Source organism: Burkholderia sp. 4M9327F10 (assembly GCF_005503145.1).
Lineage (GTDB): Bacteria > Pseudomonadota > Gammaproteobacteria > Burkholderiales > Burkholderiaceae > Paraburkholderia.
Genome location: NZ_SCNV01000001.1, coordinates 307,050 through 326,073, shown reverse-complemented (window position 1 = coordinate 326,073; position 19,024 = coordinate 307,050). Strand labels below are relative to the sequence as shown.

The 19,024-nt window shown below is 62.2% G+C and carries 17 protein-coding genes; 11 read left to right on the top strand and 6 right to left on the bottom strand.

Going from position 1 to position 19,024, the window contains the following annotated elements; genetic code table 11:
- Positions 1–62 precede the first annotated feature (62 nt).
- Positions 63–488 (top strand): DUF3830 family protein, encoded by a 426-nt coding sequence (locus FFS45_RS01435; protein WP_137952886.1) that lies wholly within the window; start codon positions 63–65, stop codon positions 486–488.
- Here the strand turns inward: FFS45_RS01435 and FFS45_RS01430 are convergent, their stop codons facing one another.
- Positions 489–1,328, bottom strand: coding sequence for a helix-turn-helix domain-containing protein (locus tag FFS45_RS01430; protein ID WP_171029533.1), 840 nt, complete (start codon positions 1,326–1,328; stop codon positions 489–491). It lies immediately after the preceding gene.
- 66 nt (positions 1,329–1,394) lie between these two features.
- Between FFS45_RS01430 and FFS45_RS01425 the strand changes: the two genes are divergently transcribed.
- Both FFS45_RS01425 and FFS45_RS01420 read left to right on the top strand, forming a co-directional pair.
- Entirely contained in the window at positions 1,395–2,090 is a 696-nt protein-coding gene (locus FFS45_RS01425; protein WP_249362527.1) for a class I SAM-dependent methyltransferase, read from the top strand.
- A 332-nt stretch (positions 2,091–2,422) separates the two neighbouring features.
- Positions 2,423–3,640: a sensor histidine kinase gene (locus FFS45_RS01420; protein WP_137952884.1), complete on the top strand. Its 1,218-nt coding sequence runs from the start codon at positions 2,423–2,425 to the stop codon at positions 3,638–3,640.
- 24 nt (positions 3,641–3,664) lie between these two features.
- Here the strand turns inward: FFS45_RS01420 and shiA are convergent, their stop codons facing one another.
- Entirely contained in the window at positions 3,665–4,984 is a 1,320-nt protein-coding gene (gene shiA / locus FFS45_RS01415) for a shikimate transporter (protein ID WP_137952883.1), read from the bottom strand.
- A gap of 475 nt (positions 4,985–5,459) precedes the next feature.
- Between shiA and FFS45_RS01410 the strand changes: the two genes are divergently transcribed.
- The 6 genes from FFS45_RS01410 to FFS45_RS01385 all read left to right on the top strand — a co-directional run bounded on the left by FFS45_RS01410 (position 5,460) and on the right by FFS45_RS01385 (position 11,569).
- Positions 5,460–5,699, top strand: a complete 240-nt coding sequence (locus FFS45_RS01410) for a hypothetical protein (RefSeq protein WP_137952882.1) — start codon at positions 5,460–5,462, stop codon at positions 5,697–5,699.
- The gene (locus FFS45_RS01405; protein WP_137952881.1) at positions 5,677–6,396 is read left to right on the top strand and encodes a GntR family transcriptional regulator; all 720 of its coding nucleotides are present in this window, start codon (positions 5,677–5,679) and stop codon (positions 6,394–6,396) included. The genes FFS45_RS01410 and FFS45_RS01405 overlap by 23 nt, the downstream gene beginning before the upstream one ends.
- Before the next feature lie 402 nt (positions 6,397–6,798).
- Complete coding sequence (locus tag FFS45_RS01400; protein ID WP_137952880.1) at positions 6,799–8,562, top strand: thiamine pyrophosphate-binding protein; 1,764 nt, start codon at positions 6,799–6,801, stop codon at positions 8,560–8,562.
- Positions 8,563–8,586: 24 nt separating this feature from the next.
- On the top strand, positions 8,587–9,834 hold the full coding sequence (gene frc, locus FFS45_RS01395) for a formyl-CoA transferase (protein ID WP_137952879.1): 1,248 nt from the start codon (positions 8,587–8,589) through the stop codon (positions 9,832–9,834).
- A gap of 76 nt (positions 9,835–9,910) precedes the next feature.
- Entirely contained in the window at positions 9,911–10,720 is an 810-nt protein-coding gene (locus FFS45_RS01390) for a fumarylacetoacetate hydrolase family protein (RefSeq protein ID WP_137952878.1), read from the top strand.
- Between the two features lie 36 nt (positions 10,721–10,756).
- Positions 10,757–11,569 carry an NAD(P)(+) transhydrogenase (Re/Si-specific) subunit beta gene (locus tag FFS45_RS01385; RefSeq protein ID WP_137952877.1) on the top strand — a complete coding sequence of 271 codons (813 nt, stop codon included), beginning with the start codon at positions 10,757–10,759 and terminating at the stop codon, positions 11,567–11,569.
- Positions 11,570–11,639: 70 nt separating this feature from the next.
- Here the strand turns inward: FFS45_RS01385 and FFS45_RS01380 are convergent, their stop codons facing one another.
- Both FFS45_RS01380 and FFS45_RS01375 read right to left on the bottom strand, forming a co-directional pair.
- Positions 11,640–11,951 carry a hypothetical protein gene (locus FFS45_RS01380; RefSeq protein WP_137952876.1) on the bottom strand — a complete coding sequence of 104 codons (312 nt, stop codon included), beginning with the start codon at positions 11,949–11,951 and terminating at the stop codon, positions 11,640–11,642.
- A 96-nt stretch (positions 11,952–12,047) separates the two neighbouring features.
- Positions 12,048–12,995, bottom strand: a complete 948-nt coding sequence (locus tag FFS45_RS01375; protein ID WP_137952875.1) for a LysR family transcriptional regulator — start codon at positions 12,993–12,995, stop codon at positions 12,048–12,050.
- Positions 12,996–13,352: 357 nt separating this feature from the next.
- On the opposite strand from FFS45_RS01375, the gene oxlT reads away from it, so the two are divergent.
- Complete coding sequence (gene oxlT, locus FFS45_RS01370; RefSeq protein ID WP_137952874.1) at positions 13,353–14,684, top strand: oxalate/formate MFS antiporter; 1,332 nt, start codon at positions 13,353–13,355, stop codon at positions 14,682–14,684.
- Positions 14,684–16,135: an aldehyde dehydrogenase family protein gene (locus tag FFS45_RS01365; RefSeq protein WP_137953091.1), complete on the top strand. Its 1,452-nt coding sequence runs from the start codon at positions 14,684–14,686 to the stop codon at positions 16,133–16,135. The genes oxlT and FFS45_RS01365 overlap by 1 nt, the downstream gene beginning before the upstream one ends.
- A 95-nt stretch (positions 16,136–16,230) precedes the next feature.
- On the opposite strand, the gene FFS45_RS01360 is transcribed toward FFS45_RS01365, so the two are convergent.
- On the bottom strand, positions 16,231–17,208 hold the full coding sequence (locus FFS45_RS01360) for a 2-dehydropantoate 2-reductase (RefSeq protein WP_137952873.1): 978 nt from the start codon (positions 17,206–17,208) through the stop codon (positions 16,231–16,233).
- A gap of 307 nt (positions 17,209–17,515) precedes the next feature.
- A complete protein-coding gene (gene gltS / locus FFS45_RS01355) occupies positions 17,516–18,778 on the bottom strand; it encodes a sodium/glutamate symporter (RefSeq protein ID WP_137952872.1) in 1,263 nt (420 codons plus the stop codon).
- Positions 18,779–19,024 lie beyond the last annotated feature (246 nt).

Below are 19,024 nucleotides of genomic sequence, written 5' to 3'. Positions count from 1 at the left end.
CGGGCCGGGACAATGATGCCCGGCCGACCATCCCGTTCAACCAGACCTCGCGGACAGACATCATGACCCGACTTCGCATTACCTCCTGCGGCCACGAATTTATCGCCGAAACCCATCCCGATGCACCGCAGACGGTGGCCGCCTTCCTCAAGCTTCTACCGTATCGCCAGAAGCTGATTCACGTGCGCTGGAGCGGCGAAGGCTGCTGGGTGCCGCTCGGCGACTTCAAGCTGGAAAACAACGGTACGGCGGTGGGGTTCGAAAACCATACGAGCCATCCGTCGGTCGGCGACATTCTGTTTTATCCCGGCGGCTACAGCGAAACCGAGATCATCCTCGCCTATGGTTCATGCTGCTTCGCCAGCAAGATGGGGCAACTGGCCGGCAATCACTTCCTCACGGTTGTCGAAGGCAACGAGCATCTGCGCGAACTCGGCACCAAGGTGCTGTGGGAAGGCGCGCAAGACGTGCTGTTCGAACAGATCTGATCAGAGGCGGCCTGCGAGCGTCCGGTACACCGAGGGCGCGATATCGCAGGCGGCTTCCCACGCGTGGTTCAGATGCGCCGAATCGAAGAAGCCGGCGGCGTGCGCGGTTGCCGTAATGGATTCATCGAGGTTGCGCAGCCGGTAGCCCGCGATGGTCAGGCGCACCGCCTGTTTGACGAGGCCGAAGGTCAGGCCATGCCGGCCCAGGTCGCGCTGCAGCGTACGCGGCGCGCAGCCTAGCTGGGCCGCCGCGTCCAGCAGTTCGGTGGCGGGCTCTTCGTAAAGCATGCCGGTTACATCGGCTGCGGCGCTCGCGGGAGGCGCCAGCGCTCGCGCGAGGCTCAGCAGATGATCAGGCCGGTCCGCGCTTGCTGGACGCTGCTGGGCGCACGAACGTGCAGCCTCGATGCACTGCTCGACTAACTCCGCTCTGAATGCTGAATCGGCCGCCGCGATGTGCGGCTGCCGGCGCAAGCTCGGTCCGCTGGCGTTGCTTTCCAGGTGGGTCCGGACGCCGAGCCTGGCGAGCCGGTTGAGGGCGTTCCAGCGCCGCTCGAACTCGGTGCTCTCGCTGGCGCCGAACAGCAGGGCTGCGAGCGGGTTGGCGTCGCAGGCAAAGCCAAGCGCGAGGCGCCGCGTCCTTTGTCCTGCACGCAACGAGCGGGCCGCTGCCTGCGCGGCCTCGGCGTAAACGTCATGCTCGACGAATCCGGCCACCACGCTGCGCATCGAGCGTGCGAGCAGGGCGGCTTCCCCGTGCGCGTCCGCGGCGCCGCTCACCGCTGCATGCAGCAGGTGATAGCTCTTCAAGGGCTGTACGGTGGCGAGGCGCGATGTCACGTATTTACAATCCCGAAGCGCACGCATGGAACACGATCACAGCTCTATCCACTACGGGAGTGAACTGTGACCACCCAAATGACTGCGACGCCTTCAATTGCCACTATTACAACGGGCAGAGTCAAGGCGACGCTCGACAGGTTATACGCCGAGACGCTACGTGTCGACCCGCTCGTCCGGCAGGCCGCCCAGCGTGACGGCTTCGGCAGCGAAGCCGATGCCGGATTCTATCGCGCCATGCGCGACGCCTACATGCCGGTGACGCCGGACATGGGCAACCTGCTTTACCTGCTGGTGCGCAGCAGCGGCGCACGCAGCGTGATCGAATACGGCACTTCGTTCGGGCTGTCGACGCTGTTTCTTGCCGCCGCCTTGCGCGACAACGGTGGAGGCGTGCTGATCAGCACGGAGATTGAAGCGCACAAGGCTGCCCAGGCGCGCCTGAACCTGGCCGAGGCCGGGCTCGACGATCTGGTGGAAATTCGCCTCGGGGACGCCACCCACACGCTTGCCGAAGGCTGTCCGGATGTCATCGATTTCGTGCTGCTGGATGGCGCCAAGTCGGACTATCTGCCCGTGCTCAAGATTCTGGAGCCGCGCCTGCGGACAGGGGCGCTGATCTCGGCGGACAACAGCGAGATGGCCGGCGCACAGGCGTTCGTCGACTACGTGCGGGAGCCGGGTAATGGCTACCTGTGCACGTCGCTATTTACCCGGGCGCTGGGGGACTACCATGCCAATCAGATTGTGATGCGCGGATAACTTCGGCTCGGCAACCCCTTGGCGGCCGCCTGGCCGTGCAAGCGGCCGTGCAATGGGGCGTGAGCGAGCTGTAAAGCGGGCCGTGAAGCCTACGGAATCACGCCACCTGCTATCGGCGGGCGGCGACGCGCCAATCATATGAAGTATGCTCCAGGGCGCGATTCGGGGGCCGCGCGAAGCCACCGGAGCCGGGCCGGCGCCGTCGAATCCGGTGAGGCATTGGCAACGGCCCGGATTGGCGTGATACGCTGGCGCAGCAGGTGATAGAGCGAGTCCCGCCTGTGCCGGCGGGTTCTCATGTTTCCCCCCTTCGCGGCGGCAGGCCCCGATTTATGCCCGATTCGCAATTACGCCCACTCCGCGCGTTTGCCGAGAGCCTTCGTCTGGATCAGGTCAACCTGACCGAGCGCTGGATGAGGGCCGTTTTCCACGACACCGAGCTAACCGAAGCCGACCGGCTCACTTACGAGCAGTTGTCGGATCACATCCCGGCCATTCTCGAGGAAATCTGCAGCGCGCTTGAAGATCAGGATCTCGATCAGGTCGAGCCGGAGATCGAGCGCAACGCACGCAAGCACGGCAAGCTGCGCTGGCGGCAGGGGTACCGCATCGACGAGCTGGTGCGCGAACTCGATCTGTTCCGCCAGATGCTGACCGGCCAGATTGTCCAGTTCAGCGAATCGCGGCCGTTTTTCACACGGCGTCACGAGGAGCGGGCGCGGCACTTCATCGACGAGGCGGTCAGCTTCGTCACGTTGATGTCGATTCGCGAAGTTGTCACCGAGCGCGACCGCAAAATCGACGACTACACCGGCCGGCTCGAACGCGCGAATCACGAACTCACCCTGAAGCAGCGCCTCGTCAGCGATCTTTACGAGTCGCGCATGCAGATCACGCGTAGCGTCGTGCACGATCTGCGCAATTTCCTGAATGTGTTTTCAATGGCGCTGCAACTGATGTCACGCGCGCCGGCCAAGGTCGAAGCGGCGCTGGCGCTTGCCAACCGCCAGGCCACGGACATGAAGGCACTGGTGGATGAGCTGGTCGAATATTCAGTGGTGCTTGGCGATACCAATCACCTCGTCGTGGAGCCGTTCAACCTGCATGAACTGTTCGACGAACTGGTGGCCTCGTGCGCTCCGTTTGTCGAAGCCAAGGGCTTGCGCCTGACGCATGCGTTCGATGCCGGCTTGAGCACGATCGTCTCTAACCGGCTCAAGCTGAAACAGGTGGCGCTCAATCTGCTGACCAACGCGGCGAAATACACCAAGGTGGGCCAGGTCGAGCTGGAGATGAGCGCGGACGGTGACGACCACTGGCGTCTGCGCGTGTCCGATACCGGAGTGGGGATCGGACCGTCGGACCGGGAACGCGTCTTCAAGGAATTCGAACGCGCGACGGAAGAGGACGTTCCCGGCGCAGGCCTCGGGCTGGCGATCGTCCGCGAGTTGACGCGGGTGCTGGGCGGGCAGATCCGTTTCGACTCGCACGAGGGGGAGGGCACGACCTTTGAGATCAGGTTTCCGGTGCAGCTTCGGGCGGGCGAGTGACGGAGCACTCGCCCTCGTTAGCCGCTATGCCGCCGCACGACCGGTTTTCATGCGCGCGGCGACCACCAGCGAAATCAGGCAGCCGACACCCAGATACGCCGCCACCGGATGCCACGAGCCTCCCGCAAGACTCACCAGCGCCACAGCGATAAACGGCGTGAAGCCGCCTCCCACTACGCTCGCCACCTGATAGCCCACCCCCGCGCCGCTGTAGCGGTACTCGGTGCCGAACAGTTCGGTGAACATCGGCTGCTGCACGCTCACCACCATGTCGTGCGCCACGTTCGCGAGCATCACCGCGAAGATCACGATCCACGCCGTCGCCCGCGCTTCGAGTGCGAGGAAAAACGGCACTGCGCTTAGCATGCCGGTCAGCGCACCCACCATATACACGCGGCGCCGGCCGAAGCGGTCGGCAAGCCACGCGAAGCAGGGGATCGTCACGCAGCTCAGCGCGCCCACCAGCAGGCCGATGTTGAGGAAGAACGTGCGCGGCATGCCGAGATTCGCGGTCGAATAGTTCAGCGCGAAGGCCGTCACGATGTACATGGTGAACAGTTCCGCGAGGCGCAGCGCGATGATCAGCAGAAACGCCTTCGGATGCTTGAGCAAGGCTTTGACAATCGGCAGGCGCGGCCGCGCGGCGCCTTTTTCGACCACCTTCTCGACAAACTCCTTCGACTCCTCCATGTTCGAGCGGATCCACAGCGCGATCAGCACCAGCACCACGCTGAACAGGAACGGCAAGCGCCAGCCCCACGCGAGGAAGGTGGCGTTGTCCATCGAATGGCTGATGATCGACACGAGGCCCGTGGCGAGCACGAGACCGACGCCATAGCCGACCTGCACGCCGCTGCTGTAAAACGCTTTCTTTTTCTCGGGCGCGCTTTCCACCGCCATCAACGCCGCTCCACCCCATTCGCCGCCGACCGCGAAACCCTGAATGGCCCGCAGCGTCACCAGCAGCACCGGCGCCCACCAGCCAATGCTGAGAAACGACGGCAGCAGGCCGATCGCCGCAGTGGAGAGGCCCATCATCATGACGGTCAGCACCAGCATGCGCTTGCGGCCGAGGCGGTCGCCATAGTGGCCGAAGATGAAGCCGCCGAGCGGCCGGAACAGGAAGCCGACGCCGAAGGTCGCGAAGGCCGCGAGCGTGCCCATTGCCGCGCTGACCTGCGGAAAGAACTGAGTGTTGAACACGAGCGCGGCGACGATGCCGTATAGCAGGAAGTCGTACCAGTCGACCACTGCGCCTACAAAGCTGCCGAGCGCCGCCCGGCGGGCGCGGCTTGCGTTACTGGCGGCGCCGGGGCGGGCCGCTGTCGATACTGCTGTGGTCATGAGGTGTCTCCGATCCCATGCTGAATGTCTGGAGCGCAGTGGAGGCTGGTGCGAAGGCCGCCGGTTATTGGCCGGTTATTGGCCGGTTACCGCGCGCCAACCGCTGCAAGATTCCCCGAAGAATAATGAGGTGGTGCGCCTTCTACAATCCGCGTTTGAGGTCAACTGCGCGATTGGCGAGCGGAAGTGCGCGCATAGCGCGCGTTTTGCGCGTTAACACCGAGGCGTTGACCTCCCCGCGCAACCCGCGGCGCGCCGGCGCCGAATTCCCTGGAGGCTGGAGTTAGCGCATGCTTACGTGGTGAGGGCCGCGCTATTTATTCCGCATATACGCCACCAGGCGGCCGCCATGTTACCTTGATGTTACGATCAAGCCGCAACGACGATTGATATACTACATACGAAATATTGATGTTTGCGGCGGCGCAGCATATGATTGGGGGATCAAAGGTCATTCAATCATTCGGAGTTGCAAATGGAATTCGTTCCTCTGGCGCTTCTGGCTCTGGCGGTTGTGGGTTTGGGCTCGGCTGCCACCGTGTTGCTGACCCGCTGGATTCCGCAGCCGGTCGCAGCGCTTGCGGCGCAACATGGCCGCTTCGCCGGACTGGGTGAACAGGCCGGTGTGGACACGCCACATGGGGTTCAGGCGGGCGCCCGTCCGGTTGCACATGCTCAACAAGAGGCGATGCATGTCGTCAGAACTTCAAACTGAAGCAGTGGCTACACCGTTGACCTTGTCGTTGCAGCCGATCGGCGCGAGCGCAAGCTTGCGCGATCAGGCCTATGCGATGCTGCGTCAGGCGATTGCCGATGCGGACATCTATCAGTCGCGCGAGGAACTCCGTCTTGACGAGCGTGTGCTGAGCGAATCGCTGGGCGTGAGCCGTACGCCGGTGCGCGAAGCGATGACGCTACTCGAGCAGGAAGGTTTTTTGCGCATGGTGCCGCGCCGCGGCATCTACATCGTGCGCAAGAGCAAGCGCGAAATTGTCGAAATGATCCAGATGTGGGCGGCCCTCGAAAGCATGGCCGCCCGCCTTGCCACCCTGCACGCCACGGACGAGGAAATCGCCCGGCTGCGCCACATGTTCGACAATTTCCAGGACACGACGCCGGCCGAACATATTGCCGAGTACTCCGATGCAAACATTGCTTTCCACCAGGCAATTGTCGAGTTGTCGAAGTCGCAGATCATCCTCGATACGATCAAGAACATCTTCATTCACGTCCGCGCAATTCGCCGCATGACGATCTCGCAGAGCGACCGCGCCTCGCGCTCGATCGTCGACCATCTGCGGATCATCGAGGCGCTGGAGAAGCGCGATACCGAACTGGCCGAGCGGCTCACACGCCAACATTCGCTCGATCTCGCGGCGTTTGTCGAAGCGAACTGCGACTTTCTCGATTGAGCGGCCAGCAACGGGCTGCGTAAGCAACCGGATATTCGGAAATCTCGCCAACGCATTGCACGTCCGTCCGTGTAATGCGGAGTTCCTTCGTCCTGGCTTGTTCTCAAAATGGGGTGCCTGATATATCACAAGCACCTGAAAGTCTCCCTCCTCGGTGTTTTCCCTTGCTTTCTTGAGCGCCGGCCGGCGCCTCTCCCTCTGAAACCCGCTCCAGGCAAGCCTTCAGCGCATAAAGTTCATCTCAATTGTCAGATGAAAATCATGCTTGATTGAATGTGATATATCACATACCGTATTGAAAAGGTCGCTTCGGCCCGGTGAAAGAACTGGGGAAACGGCCGCGTCCGTCGAGCAATGTTGAACAACCGAGTGACCCGCAACCCGCTTGCATGGGAGACGACTATGTCCGCAGTTGTTTCATCCCCTAACCAGGTCGCAGCCAGCACCACGGCCGAAGACACGCTCAGGCAGAAGACCCGTAACGCCGGGGTCGTCTCAGGCGGTCATCTGGTGGCCAAGGCGCTGAAAAACGAAGGGGTCGACACGATTTTCACGCTGTGCGGCGGTCACATCATCGATATCTACGATGGCTGTGTCGACGAGGGGATTCGCATTATCGACGTGCGCCACGAGCAGGTGGCGGCCCATGCGGCAGACGGTTACGCGCGGCAAACCGGCAAGCTGGGATGCGTCGTGACGACAGCGGGGCCGGGTTGTACCAATGCGGTGACCGGTATCGCCACGGCATTCCGCTCGGAAAGCCCGGTCCTGCATATCGGCGGACAAGGCGCGCTGACGCAGCACAAGATGGGCTCGCTGCAGGATCTGCCGCACGTCGACATCATGGCGCCGATTACGAAATTCGCCGCTAGCGTGCCGAGCACCGAGCGGGTCGCGGACATGATTTCGATGGCTGCGCGTGAGTGCTTCAATGGTGCGCCGGGCCCCGCTTACCTGGAAATTCCGCGCGACGTGCTCGATCGCGAAGTTGAACTGACGCGCGCTGTGGTGCCGCAACCGGGTCACTACCGTGCCTCGACGAAATCGGTCGGCGACCCGCAAGACATCGAGAAACTGGCCGACATTCTGGTCGATTCGGAGCGCCCCGCGATTCTCTACGGCCAGCAGGTCTGGACTGCACGCGGTCATGAGGAAGCCGTGGCGCTGTTGCGCGGCCTGGATATTCCCGGTTACTTCAACGGCGCGAGCCGAGGTCTGCTGCCGCCGGGCGATCCGCATCACTTCGACCGGACCCGGTCGCAGGCGTTTGCGAACGCGGATGTGCTGATTGTCGTTGGGACTCCTTTCGATTTCCGCATGGGTTATGGCAAGCGCATCAGCAAGGAGCTAACGCTGGTGCAGATCGACATGGACTACCGGACCGTGGGCAAGAACCGCGACATCGATCTCGGTCTGGTCGGCGATCCGGGCGCGATTCTCGCCGCGGTGTTGCAGGCGGCAGGCGGGCGTCTCAAGGACGACAAGCGCCAGGCGCGCCGCAAATGGATGGCGCAACTGCAAGACGCAGAAGCGAGCGCGACCGAAAAGCTGATGCCGCTGTTCAAATCCACCAACACGCCAATCCACCCTTATCGCGTCGCCTACGAACTGAACGCATTTCTTGCGGACGACACGGTTTATATCGGCGATGGCGGCGATGTGGTGACCATCTCCGCGCAAGCCGTGCGGCCGCGCCGCCCGGGTCAATGGATGGACCCCGGCGCGCTCGGCTCGCTGGGTGTCGGCACTGGTTTTGCGCTGGCTGCGAAGCTCGCACATCCGCACAAGGAAGTGCTCTGCTATTACGGCGACGGCTCGTTCGGCATGACCGCCTTCGACATGGAAACCGCGAATCGCTTCGGCGCGCCGTACCTTGCCGTGATCGGCAACAACTCGGCGATGAACCAGATCCGCTATGGGCAACTCGCCAAGTACGGTGACGAGCGCGGCAACGTCGGCAACCTGCTGAGCGATGTGCCGTTCAGCAAGTTTGCAGAAATGCTGGGCGGCTACGGTGAGGAAGTTCGCGATCCGGCTGCCATCGCCGGGGCGCTGCAACGCGCCCGGGAAGCGATCCATCGCACGGGCCGCTCGGCCGTGGTGAACATCTGGGTGGACCCGCGTGAGTATGCCCCGGGTACCAGGAACCAGACCATGTACAAGTAAGCCTCGCGGACAAGGAGATACGGCATGGCTAAAGCACTCGACGGTGTGCGCATTCTCGATTTCACGCATGTGCAATCGGGCCCGACCTGCACGCAGTTGCTGGCGTGGTTCGGCGCCGACGTCATCAAGGTGGAGCGGGCAGGGGCAGGCGATATCACGCGCGAGCAGTTGCGCGACATTCCCGACGCGGACAGCCTCTACTTCACAATGCTCAACCACAACAAGCGCTCGGTCACTATCGATACGAAGAACCCGGAAGGCAAGCAGGTGCTCGAAGCGCTGATCCAGAAGTGCGACGTGCTGGTGGAGAACTTCGCGCCAGGCGCACTCGACCGGATGGGTTTTACGTGGGAACGCATTCAGGAGCTGAACCCGAGGATGATCGTGGCGTCCGTGAAAGGCTTCGGCCCGGGACCCTACGAAGACTGCAAGGTGTACGAGAACGTCGCGCAGTGCGCCGGCGGTGCGGCGTCCACCACCGGCTTCGACGACGGGCCGCCAATCGTGACCGGCGCGCAGATTGGCGATAGTGGCACGGGCCTGCATCTGGCGCTTGGCATTGTCACGGCGCTTTACCAGCGTACCCAGACAGGGCGTGGTCAAAAGGTGCTCGCAGCCATGCAGGACGGCGTGCTGAACCTGTGCCGCGTGAAGCTGCGCGACCAGCAGCGGCTCGACCGCACGGGCGTGATGAAGGAGTACCCGCAGTATCCAAATGGCACGTTTGGCGAAGCGGTGCCGCGCGCCGGCAATGCGTCGGGCGGCGGCCAGCCTGGATGGATCCTGAAGTGCAAGGGCTGGGAAGCGGACCCGAACGCGTACATCTATTTCATCGCCCAGGCGCCGGTGTGGACAAAGATCTGCCATGTGATCGGCAAGGAAGAATGGACCACCGATCCCGACTACGCGACGCCTGCCGCACGCTTGCCGCGTCTGAAGGATATCTTCGCGGAGATCGAACGCTGGACCATGACGCGAACCAAGTTCGAGGCCATGCAGATTCTCAACCAGTACGATATTCCGTGCGGTCCGATCCTGTCGATGAAAGAGCTGGCTGAAGAACCGTCGCTGCGCAAGACCGGCACGATCGTCGAGGTCGATCATCCGGTTCGCGGGAAATATTTGACGGTTGGCAATCCTATCAAGTTATCGGACAGCCCGACCGAGGTAAAACGCTCACCGCTGCTCGGTGAACATACCGACGAAGTGATGACCGAACTCGGCTATTCGCGCGAGCAGATTGGCGCACTGCGCGAGGCTGGCGCGATCTGAGCGATGTTTTCTGCCTGTGCGGACGGCGCCGCTTTTGCGAAAGGCAGGTGGCGCCGGATGTACTGAGGAGCGGGCTGTGGATACGTGGATGCGTTTCATGTCGAGCGACGGCGGTATCGTGTTCGGCCGTGTCGAGGGTGGCTATCTGCACGAATACGAAAGCCTCGATCAGTGTGTGCCGACCGGCGCAGTGCTGTCGACGCGGGCCATGACACAGCTTGCACCGTGTGCGCCGGGCAAGATCGTCGCGCTCTGGAACAACTATCACGCGCTCGCCGCGAAACTCGATAAACCGGTGCCGGCGCACCCTCTGTTCCTGCTCAAGCCTGCCGGTTCGGTTGTGGGTGCGGGCGAAGCGATACGGCGGCCGGCAAGTTACGCGGGCAAGATTGTCTACGAAGGCGAACTCGGTATCGTGATTGGACGGCGCTGCCGTCACGCGAGTCTCGCCGAAGCGGCAGCGTCCATCTTTGGCTACACCGTCGTCAATGACGTAACGGCGGCCGACCTGCTCAACGAAAATCCGCATTTTCCGCAATGGTGCCGGGCCAAAGGGTTCGACACGTTTTGCTGCCTTGGGCCGGCGATCGTATCCGACTTCGACTGGCAGTCGGGCAGGGTGGTGACGACACTGGACGGTGTGGAGCGGCAGAACTACCCGTTGGCCGATATGGTGTTTTCGCCGGCCGAGCAGGTCAGCCTGATCTCGCACGATCTCACGCTGGAACCGGGAGACGTGATTGCTTGCGGCACATCGCTGGGTGTCGGCTCGATCAAGGAGGGTGCGACCGTGGTGGTGACGATCGCGGGCATTGGCGCCTTAAGCAACAGGCTGACCGGAACGCAGGATGCCGCTGCGGCAGTGAGCACAGCGAGCGCCGCCTGAGCGCGGCCGCGGCATAACGCACGAGGAGAAACGCGCATGCCGGAGTTATCAGGCAATACCGTTTGGGCGGGGAGCGCTGTTCTGCTGCTGGTTTTGCTCGCTGCCGTGCTGACCGGTCTCACGCAGCGATTGAAGTGGCGTAGCGTTCTGGCCCGGCCGCAATGCGCTGCATTGCTCGGTTGTGCCGTGGGGTTGGCGGCAATGGCGGGGGGATTTGTGCGCTATTTGTCGTCGGCGTACTGCGAGGACCTGGCGCGCGTCGAGTTGTATCTCACCGTGTTTGCCGGCGCATTGATCTTTGCTGCGTCGGCGATCGCCTGGTTTGCATTGCGCGGCAGGTTCACTGCGCGCGTCGTTTTGCATCCGGGCGGCGGCGTGGTCAATCTGGCGGCGTTCGTTCTCTGTATCTGGATGGGTTACGGCTTCGTCATCGAGCATACGCAATCGTTCGGCCTGGCTGTTCTGTTGGCGATGAGCCTGCTTGCTGCCGCGTTGGGTGCGCATCTGATGATCAACGCCGGCGTCGCACGCGGTCGCTACGGATTTGCTGCGGCGTCCGGCCAGCGATCCACGGTTCGCTGCGGCATCGTACGCCGCAGCGCCGTGCTGTGCGTGCTTGAAGACTTCGACTGGCCGGCCGATCAGATGCCCGCACTGTTCGACGATGATTTCGCCCAATCCTGGTCGCCGCTTGACGAGACGCACGGCGTGCCTGGCACTCCGCGCTTCGGCGCGTTCCGCCAAGGGCGCAGAGGCACCCACAGTTCTATAGGGTGTCAGCGCGGCCGGTGCCGTCGGCGCGAGGAAGGGCGCATGAAAGACCGTACGAGGCGCTGCTCTGTGTTGTGAGCCGGGTTCGCGCAGTACGTGGAGCAGCATAGTACCCGGCCTGTAGCAAGGCCGGGCCGAGGACGAAACGCTAGAAGTTTTCGCCGAAGGGGGCGAACTCGCAGTAGTACTGGGTTTTCTTGCGCAGGATGAGTTGAGCAAGGAACTCCGCGTCATAAGCCTTGTGAAGATGAGCGTGGTGCCGGGCGACGTAGGCGGTGATACGCGCAATTTCGCTTTCGAATTCACGAAGCGCGTTGAGCGTGTCGCGGTCCCAGCGAAACCCCAACTCCAGGTCGCTGAAGGCTGCGTTATAGGCGCTCAGATGGGCGTCGTCGGAACTGCCCGGAGCAACGTGGCCGGTACGGGTGGCGGCACGCGAGGCAAACGAAGTGTGATTCATGATCGGACTCCTATGCAAATGAGTGAAATGACTCGATCCAAGCATAGAACCGACGATGGATTCTCAATAGTTAAAGTTTTGTTGGATTTCCATAACCTATCGCTTATGCGCACTCAGTTCCGTGACACGCGTGATTTTCTCGATGAGAGCGGCCCCTTCGTCCATCAGAAAGCGCTTGAAGGCGACCGCTACCGGCGGCAGACGTTTGTTGCGCCGATGCACGACGTACCAGTTGAGCATTACCGGAAAGGTTTCGACGTCGAGCACCACGAGGTGCCCCACCTGCAATTCCAGGCTGATGGTGTGCGCGGAAAGAAACGCAATGCCCATGCCGGCGATCACAGCCTGCTTGATCGTCTCGGTGCTGCTGATTTCCATGGCAATCTTCAGACTGGCGAGCCGGCCCGCAAAACCTTCTTGCATCGAATTCCACGTGTCCGAGCCGCGCTCGCGAACAATAAAGGCTTCGTTCGCGAGTTGGCTCAGCTTGATGTTGCGCTTGTGCGCGAGCGGATGGTTCGGCGCGGCGACAATCACATAGGGATGCGGCGCGAACGGCTCGTTGGTCGAGTCCATCTCGTGCGGAGGACGCACCATGACGGCAAGGTCGGTCTGATTGGTGGAGAGCCGATGCAGCAGTTCTTCGCGGTTATGTACCGCCAGGTTGAGCACGACACCGGCGTAGCGCCGGGTGAATTCGGCCAGCAGACGTGGGAAGAAGTAATCGCCTGCGCTGATGACGGCAACATTCAGCTTGCCTCCCGAGACGCCCTTCAACTGACTCATCGCCTCATCCACTTCGTGGAACTGCTGGATGATTGCGCGGCTGTAGTGAAGCATCTCGGTGCCGGCCGGCGTCAGGTAGATCTTCTTGCCGAGCTGCTCGAAGAGCGGCAGGCCCGCATGCTCCTCGAGTTGGCGCACCTGGGTGGAAACCGCAGGCTGGGTCAGATGCAGTTCTTCCGCCGCACGCGAAAAACTCAGATGACGCGCCACCGTCTCGAAGACCTTCAGTTGCCGCAGTGTCGCGTTTCTCATCGTCATGGCCAATGTATAAACGAAGATGAATCGACATAATAACAAATTTTTATTATTCGTAATTCGGCAATCACCCTAGCATGGGTTGGAATAAAGAGGCAGATTGGATAGGAGTGGCTATCGGGTTGATATGTTCTGATTTAAAAAAGTGTGCGGATGGCCTATTTGACAAGGCGGGGATTCGTTCGCTCATTGATTAAGCAATAATTCATAACGATACGCTGCCTGATTTAAATCTGAGAAATAAGCAGTGTAATTATTAAATATACCCGTGGTGCGTTTTCGGGTCGAAACCAAAAGGTGGGCTGCATACAGCACGGTGAAAAGGCCGGCTGCTCTAAATAGATAGCGGAGACAAGGCACATGGACGAAATCACTCGGCAGACGCCAGTGCGCAGTGTCGGCGGCAACCGGTGGTGCCAGCTTGTCATTGGCATGCTGTGCATGGCGCTGGTCGCGAATCTGCAGTACGCGTGGACACTCTTTGTCACGCCGATGAATTCGCGACACCACTGGGGCGACGCCTCCATTCAACTGGCGTTCTCGATCTTCATCTTGACCGAGACGTGGCTGGTGCCGATCGAGGGCTGGCTGGTCGACAAATTCGGTCCGCGTCCGGTGGTGGCCGGTGGCGCGGTGTGCGCCGGTCTCGCGTGGGTGATCGATTCGTATGCGACGGTCTTGCCGCAACTCTATGTCGCGGCTGTCGTCGGCGGGGTGGGGGCGGGCTGCGTCTACGGCACCTGCGTCGGCAATGCGCTGAAGTGGTTCCCGGACCGGCGCGGTCTCGCGGCGGGCCTGACTGCCGCCGGCTTCGGCGCCGGTGCCGCCGTGACCGTGATCCCGATTGCCGGCATGATCGTGCGCTCCGGCTATGAGCACGCCTTTTTCTTCTTCGGCATTCTGCAGGGCGTTTGCATGCTCGGCCTCGCGATGCTGCTGAAGAAACCGAATGCGCGCGAGGCACGCGCGCCAGGCAAGAAGCTCGTCGTCACCAAGGTCGACTACACGCCGGGGCAAATGATCAAGACTCCGCTGTTCTGGGTGATCTACGTGTCGTTTGTTGCTGTCGCGGCGGGTGGCTTGATGGCGACCGCGCAGCTAGGCCCCATCGCCAAGGACTGGGGACTCGCGCGCATACCCATGAACTTCTTCGGCATGACCTTGCCGCTGCTGACAATGACGCTCTCGATCGACAACGTCTGCAACGGTTTCACGCGTCCGCTATGCGGCTTTATCTCCGACAAGCTGGGCCGCGAGAACACCATGTTCATGATCTTCACCGGTGAAGGGCTGGCCTTGCTCGGGCTGATGGAATACGGCAGCAACCCGTATGCGTTCATGACCTTCGCCGCCTTGATCTTTCTGTTTTGGGGCGAGATTTTCTCGATCTTCCCTGCAATCTGTGCGGACACCTTCGGCAGCAAGTACGCGGCGGCCAATGCCGGGACGCTGTACACGGCGAAAGGCACGGCCTCGTTACTTGTGCCGCTCGCCTCGGTGCTTTCCACGATGGGCGGCTGGAATCTGGTGTTTATCGTCTCCGCCGTGGTGACAATCGCCGCGGCCATTTCCGCCAGGTTCATTCTTGCCCCCATGCGAGCCCGCTGGATCGGCTTGCGCAATCGACCGGCCGCTGCTGCCGCTGCCGCCAGTCCGGCTGAACTTAATCCCTCAAAGCAAGGAGCACCATGATGGACACGAATATCGAGCTCAAGCGCTACGACCTGCTGATCGACGGCAAACACGTCGCGCCCGGCAGCGGCGAATACTCTGTCGATATCAACCCGGCAACTGAAGAGCCGATTGCGCTCGTCGCTCAGGGCAGTGTGGCTGACGTCGACACGGCAGTGCGCGCGGCCCGCGCTGCGCTGAAAGTGTGGAATGCCCTGCGCGCTGCCGAACGCGGCCGTATCCTCGCGAGGTTCACGGATCTGTTGCGCACACACCAGGAGGAGCTGGCGACGCTCGAGAGTCTCGACGGCGGCAAGCCGATTGCCGCCGTGCAGCGCCAGGATCTGCCCGCCGCCATCGACACGCTTGCTTACTATGCGGGCTGGTGCGACAAGATCACAGGCCAGGTGGTCCCGGTACGGCCCGATGCGCTGACCTACACGATACGTGAGCCGGTCGGCGTGGTCGCGGCCATCGTGCCGTGGAATTTCCCGTTGATGATCGGCATGTGGAAAATCGCGCCGGCGCTCGCGTGCGGCTGCACCATGATCGTCAAGCCCGCCGAGATTACGCCGCTTACTGCGCTTCGGGTGGGCGAACTTGCACTGGAAGCCGGGGTGCCGCCGGGGGTGCTGAATATCGTCACCGGCAAAGGGCGCGTGGTCGGCGATGCGCTCGTGGCTCATCCGGGGGTCGACAAGGTGACATTCACCGGCTCGCCCTCGGTGGGGCGCGGCATCCTGCAAGGGGCGGCGGGCAACTTCAAGCGGGTGACGCTTGAACTGGGCGGCAAGTCGGCCAATGTGATCTTCGCCGACGCCAATCTCGACAACGCGGTGCGGGCCGCCGCGTCAGGCATTTTCTTCAACACAGGACAGGTGTGCTCGGCAGGCTCGCGCATTCTGGCGCATCGCGCTGTCTATGACGAGGTGGTCGAGCGGCTCGCTGCACGGGCGAAATCGATCAAGGTGGGCGACCCGGCGGCGCGCGAGACCTCGATGGGTCCGGTGGTCTCGGCCGCACAGTTGAAAACGGTGCTGGACTATGTGGAGGTGGGCAAGGGCGAAGGCGCCACACTCGTGACCGGCGGCGCGCGACTGGGTCAGCGGGGATTTTTCGTCGAGCCCACGGTGTTTGCCAACGTCGAACATGAAATGCGCATCTCCCAGGAGGAAATTTTTGGTCCTGTGGCGAGCGTGATCCGTTTCGAAGATGAGGAAGACGCGATTCGGATTGCTAACGGAACGCTCTACAGCCTGGCCGCAGGTGTGTGGAGTGCGGATATTGGCCGCGTGCATCGGGTGGCACATGCGCTGAAGGCGGGTACCGTCTGGATCAACACCTATGGGTACACCGATGTGCGCTTGCCGTGGGGTGGGGCCGGCGACTCCGGCTTCGGCCGCGAGCATGGGGATGTGGCGATCGAGAACTTCACCGAACCCAAGGCGGTGTGGCTCTCGATCGATCAATAAGGCATGGCTGAAGGGGAGGCAGCCGGGCCCGCCGGGTCCGGCTTTGTGGTTTCAAGTGGCGGCTCGCAATCAGGAGTGAATCGGCTACGCGCAAATCATCCACCCTGTAGCGCGATACGTTCGCGCAACTTCACCAACGCCAGTACGACGTCGATGGTCGGTGTAGGCTCACCGACCAGACGCCCCATCTCCTGCACGACGGTGAGCAACGGATCGATTTCCATCGGACGACGATTCTCCAGATCGACCAGCGTCGAAGTCTTGTGCGCCCCCACCGCGCCGGCGCCGTCGATCCGCCTTTCCACGTCGACCCGGAAGTGCACGCCGAAGTGATCGGCAATCTGCTTTGCTTCCAGCATCATGGTGCGCGATACCGCGCGTGTGCCGGGGTCGCTGGTGAGCACGTCGAGCGTGGCGTGAGTCAGCGCGCTGATCGGGTTGAAACACAGATTGCCCCATAATTTAAGCCAGATTTCATCGCGAATGTTGTCGCGGATCAGCGCGTCGAACCCAGCGGCCTGCAGGACTTCGTGAAGTTGCTGGATGCGCGGCGTGCGCTCGCCGCTCGGCTCGCCGATTGGGAATTTCTTGCCGTACACATGCTTGACGAGTCCCGGCTCGACGATCTCTGCCGCAGGGTAGAGTACGCAGCCTATGGCGCGCTCGGGACCGAGCCGGGTCCATTGACTGCCGTCAGGATCGATGCTGGCGAGGCGAGTGCCCGCGAACTTGCCGCCGTGCCGATAGAAGTACCAGTAGGGAATGCCGTTGACGCCGGTGACGATCGCCGTGTGTTTGCCGAGCAGTGGCTGCATCGATTCCACCACGCCAGGCAGTGAATGGGCCTTGAGTGTCACGATGACGTAGTCTTGTACGCCGAGCTCGCGCGGGTCGTCTGTGCAACGTACCCGCGCGCTGTGCTCCTCGCCGTCGATCAGCAAACGCGCGCCACGCTCACGCATGGCGGCCAGATGGGCCCCGCGTGCGACGAAGCTTACGTCGGCGCCTGCACGTGCAAGTTCAACTCCCATCAGCACGCCGATAGCGCCTGCTCCGAAGATACAGATCTTCATGATTTTCGTCCCTAATGGTGGTAAAGGTGGTAAAGGTGGTAAAGGTGGTGAAGGTAGTGAAGGTAGTGAAAGGCGGGTTGCCGGTTGGTACGTCAGGCTCGCACGTGCGGCTTGCGTTGGTGGCCATCCGGATGCGCGATTACGCAGCCGGATAGCATCATGGGTCGAGCATAGGGGACCGACAGGATTTCAGATAGTTAAAGTTTCTGCGGCGATCTATTAGGAATGAGTTATGGATCGCCTTGAAACCAGCATCACAGCGTTGACCTTGCGTAGTCCGCCATGATGAAAAACCGGCCAGCGTTGCTCAGTGAAAAAGCGGCAGTGCAAGATAGCCCTTGATGACGATCGCGTTGGCAATGTCGATGAAGAAAGCTCCCACCATCGGCACGACAAGAAACGCCACGTGCGAATGTCCAAAGCGATTCGTGACCGCCTGCATGTTGGCGATCGCGGTGGGTGTCGCTCCCAGCCCGAAGCCACAGTGGCCCGCGGCCAGCACGACTGCGTCGTAGTTGCGGCCCATCACGCGAAAGGTGACGAAGCTCGCATAGAGCACCATCAAGACAGTCTGTGCGGCCAGCAGCGAGATGACGGGCAACGCCAGCGCCGCCAGGTCCCAGAGCCTGAGCGTCATCAACGCCATGGCGAGAAACAGCGCAAGACTTACGTTGCCAAGCAGCGCCACGGCATGCTCGATCACGGGCTTGCCGGCCAGCGCAAGACCATTGCTCAGCAGCACGCCGACAAACAGCACACAGACGAAGCTCGGCAACTCGAAGGTTGTGCCTGCAAGCAGTTTCGCAAACGTCTCGCCAGCGGCGAGGCTGATGGCGATCAGAGCCAGTGTGGCGATGAACGCGGCGGGCGTGGTTGCCTGCTCGGCTTTCGGCTCTTCGAAGGCCAATGGCGACTGCGTATCTGTGGCGGCAACTGTAGTCGTGGCTGCGGCCACAGGCGAATCATTCCCGGAGCGCGGGGACGTTGCATCGGCCGTGAGGCTCGGAGCCACGACATGGCGCATCAACCGCCTGGCAACCGGACCGCCGAGGATACCGCCCATCACGAGGCCGAAGGTTGCGCAGGCAATCGCAGCCTCGGTGGCCGATTGCAGGCCGTGGTGTTCGGCGAACACCTTGCTCCACGCCGCGCCTGTACCGTGGCCCCCGGACAGTGTGACCGAGCCGCCCAGCAGGCCTAACAGCGGGTCGACGCCGAGCACGTAGGCGAGGCCGATGCCGACGGCGTTCTGCAGAATCAGCAAGCCGATCACGATGGCCAGAAAGCGCAGCAGCAGCGGGCCGCCGCGCTTGAGGCTGGAGAGATTGGCATTCAGGCCGATGGTGGCGAAGAACGCCAGCATCATGGGCGACTGCAGGTTCGTATCGAAGCGCACCTCCACGTTGCCGGCGAGCCGCAGCACCAGCAGGAAGATCGCCGCTACAAGACCGCCGGCCACCGGCTCGGGAATCGTATAAGCGCGCAGGAGCGGTATCCATGTCACCAGCCGGTTGCCGAGCAGGAGGACCAGTGAGGCGGCGACGAGTGTGCCGTAGGTACCGATGTTCATGTGCGACCTCGTGAAGCGGTTGGCGGGTGACAGCGCGTGTGCAACACTGGTTCAGACGCAGAGCGATCGATGTCCCGCGGGCAGCCTCAGGGCGGGCGGTCTCCATCTTGAACATTCTCACGCCGCCATGCAAGAGGCGCCCGGCCCTGGCGGAAACGCTGTCGGCTCGGACTGCGCCGCCGGGAGCGGCTCTCTCACCTGCCGCCTCTGCCGCCCGCTCCGTCGCGGCGCGCGGGTACTGCCCCG

Coding starts and splice junctions, on each gene's coding strand:
- FFS45_RS01365 (WP_137953091.1), top strand. CDS start 14,684: ATGGACACGAATATCGAGCTCAAGCGCTACGACCTGCTGATCGACGGC.
- shiA (WP_137952883.1), bottom strand. CDS start 4,984: ATGACCACAGCAGTATCGACAGCGGCCCGCCCCGGCGCCGCCAGTAAC.
- FFS45_RS01375 (WP_137952875.1), bottom strand. CDS start 12,995: ATGACGATGAGAAACGCGACACTGCGGCAACTGAAGGTCTTCGAGACG.
- FFS45_RS01400 (WP_137952880.1), top strand. CDS start 6,799: ATGTCCGCAGTTGTTTCATCCCCTAACCAGGTCGCAGCCAGCACCACG.
- FFS45_RS01420 (WP_137952884.1), top strand. CDS start 2,423: ATGCCCGATTCGCAATTACGCCCACTCCGCGCGTTTGCCGAGAGCCTT.
- FFS45_RS01435 (WP_137952886.1), top strand. CDS start 63: ATGACCCGACTTCGCATTACCTCCTGCGGCCACGAATTTATCGCCGAA.
- FFS45_RS01360 (WP_137952873.1), bottom strand. CDS start 17,208: ATGAAGATCTGTATCTTCGGAGCAGGCGCTATCGGCGTGCTGATGGGA.
- oxlT (WP_137952874.1), top strand. CDS start 13,353: ATGGACGAAATCACTCGGCAGACGCCAGTGCGCAGTGTCGGCGGCAAC.
- FFS45_RS01410 (WP_137952882.1), top strand. CDS start 5,460: ATGGAATTCGTTCCTCTGGCGCTTCTGGCTCTGGCGGTTGTGGGTTTG.
- gltS (WP_137952872.1), bottom strand. CDS start 18,778: ATGAACATCGGTACCTACGGCACACTCGTCGCCGCCTCACTGGTCCTC.
- frc (WP_137952879.1), top strand. CDS start 8,587: ATGGCTAAAGCACTCGACGGTGTGCGCATTCTCGATTTCACGCATGTG.
- FFS45_RS01380 (WP_137952876.1), bottom strand. CDS start 11,951: ATGAATCACACTTCGTTTGCCTCGCGTGCCGCCACCCGTACCGGCCAC.
- FFS45_RS01405 (WP_137952881.1), top strand. CDS start 5,677: ATGTCGTCAGAACTTCAAACTGAAGCAGTGGCTACACCGTTGACCTTG.
- FFS45_RS01385 (WP_137952877.1), top strand. CDS start 10,757: ATGCCGGAGTTATCAGGCAATACCGTTTGGGCGGGGAGCGCTGTTCTG.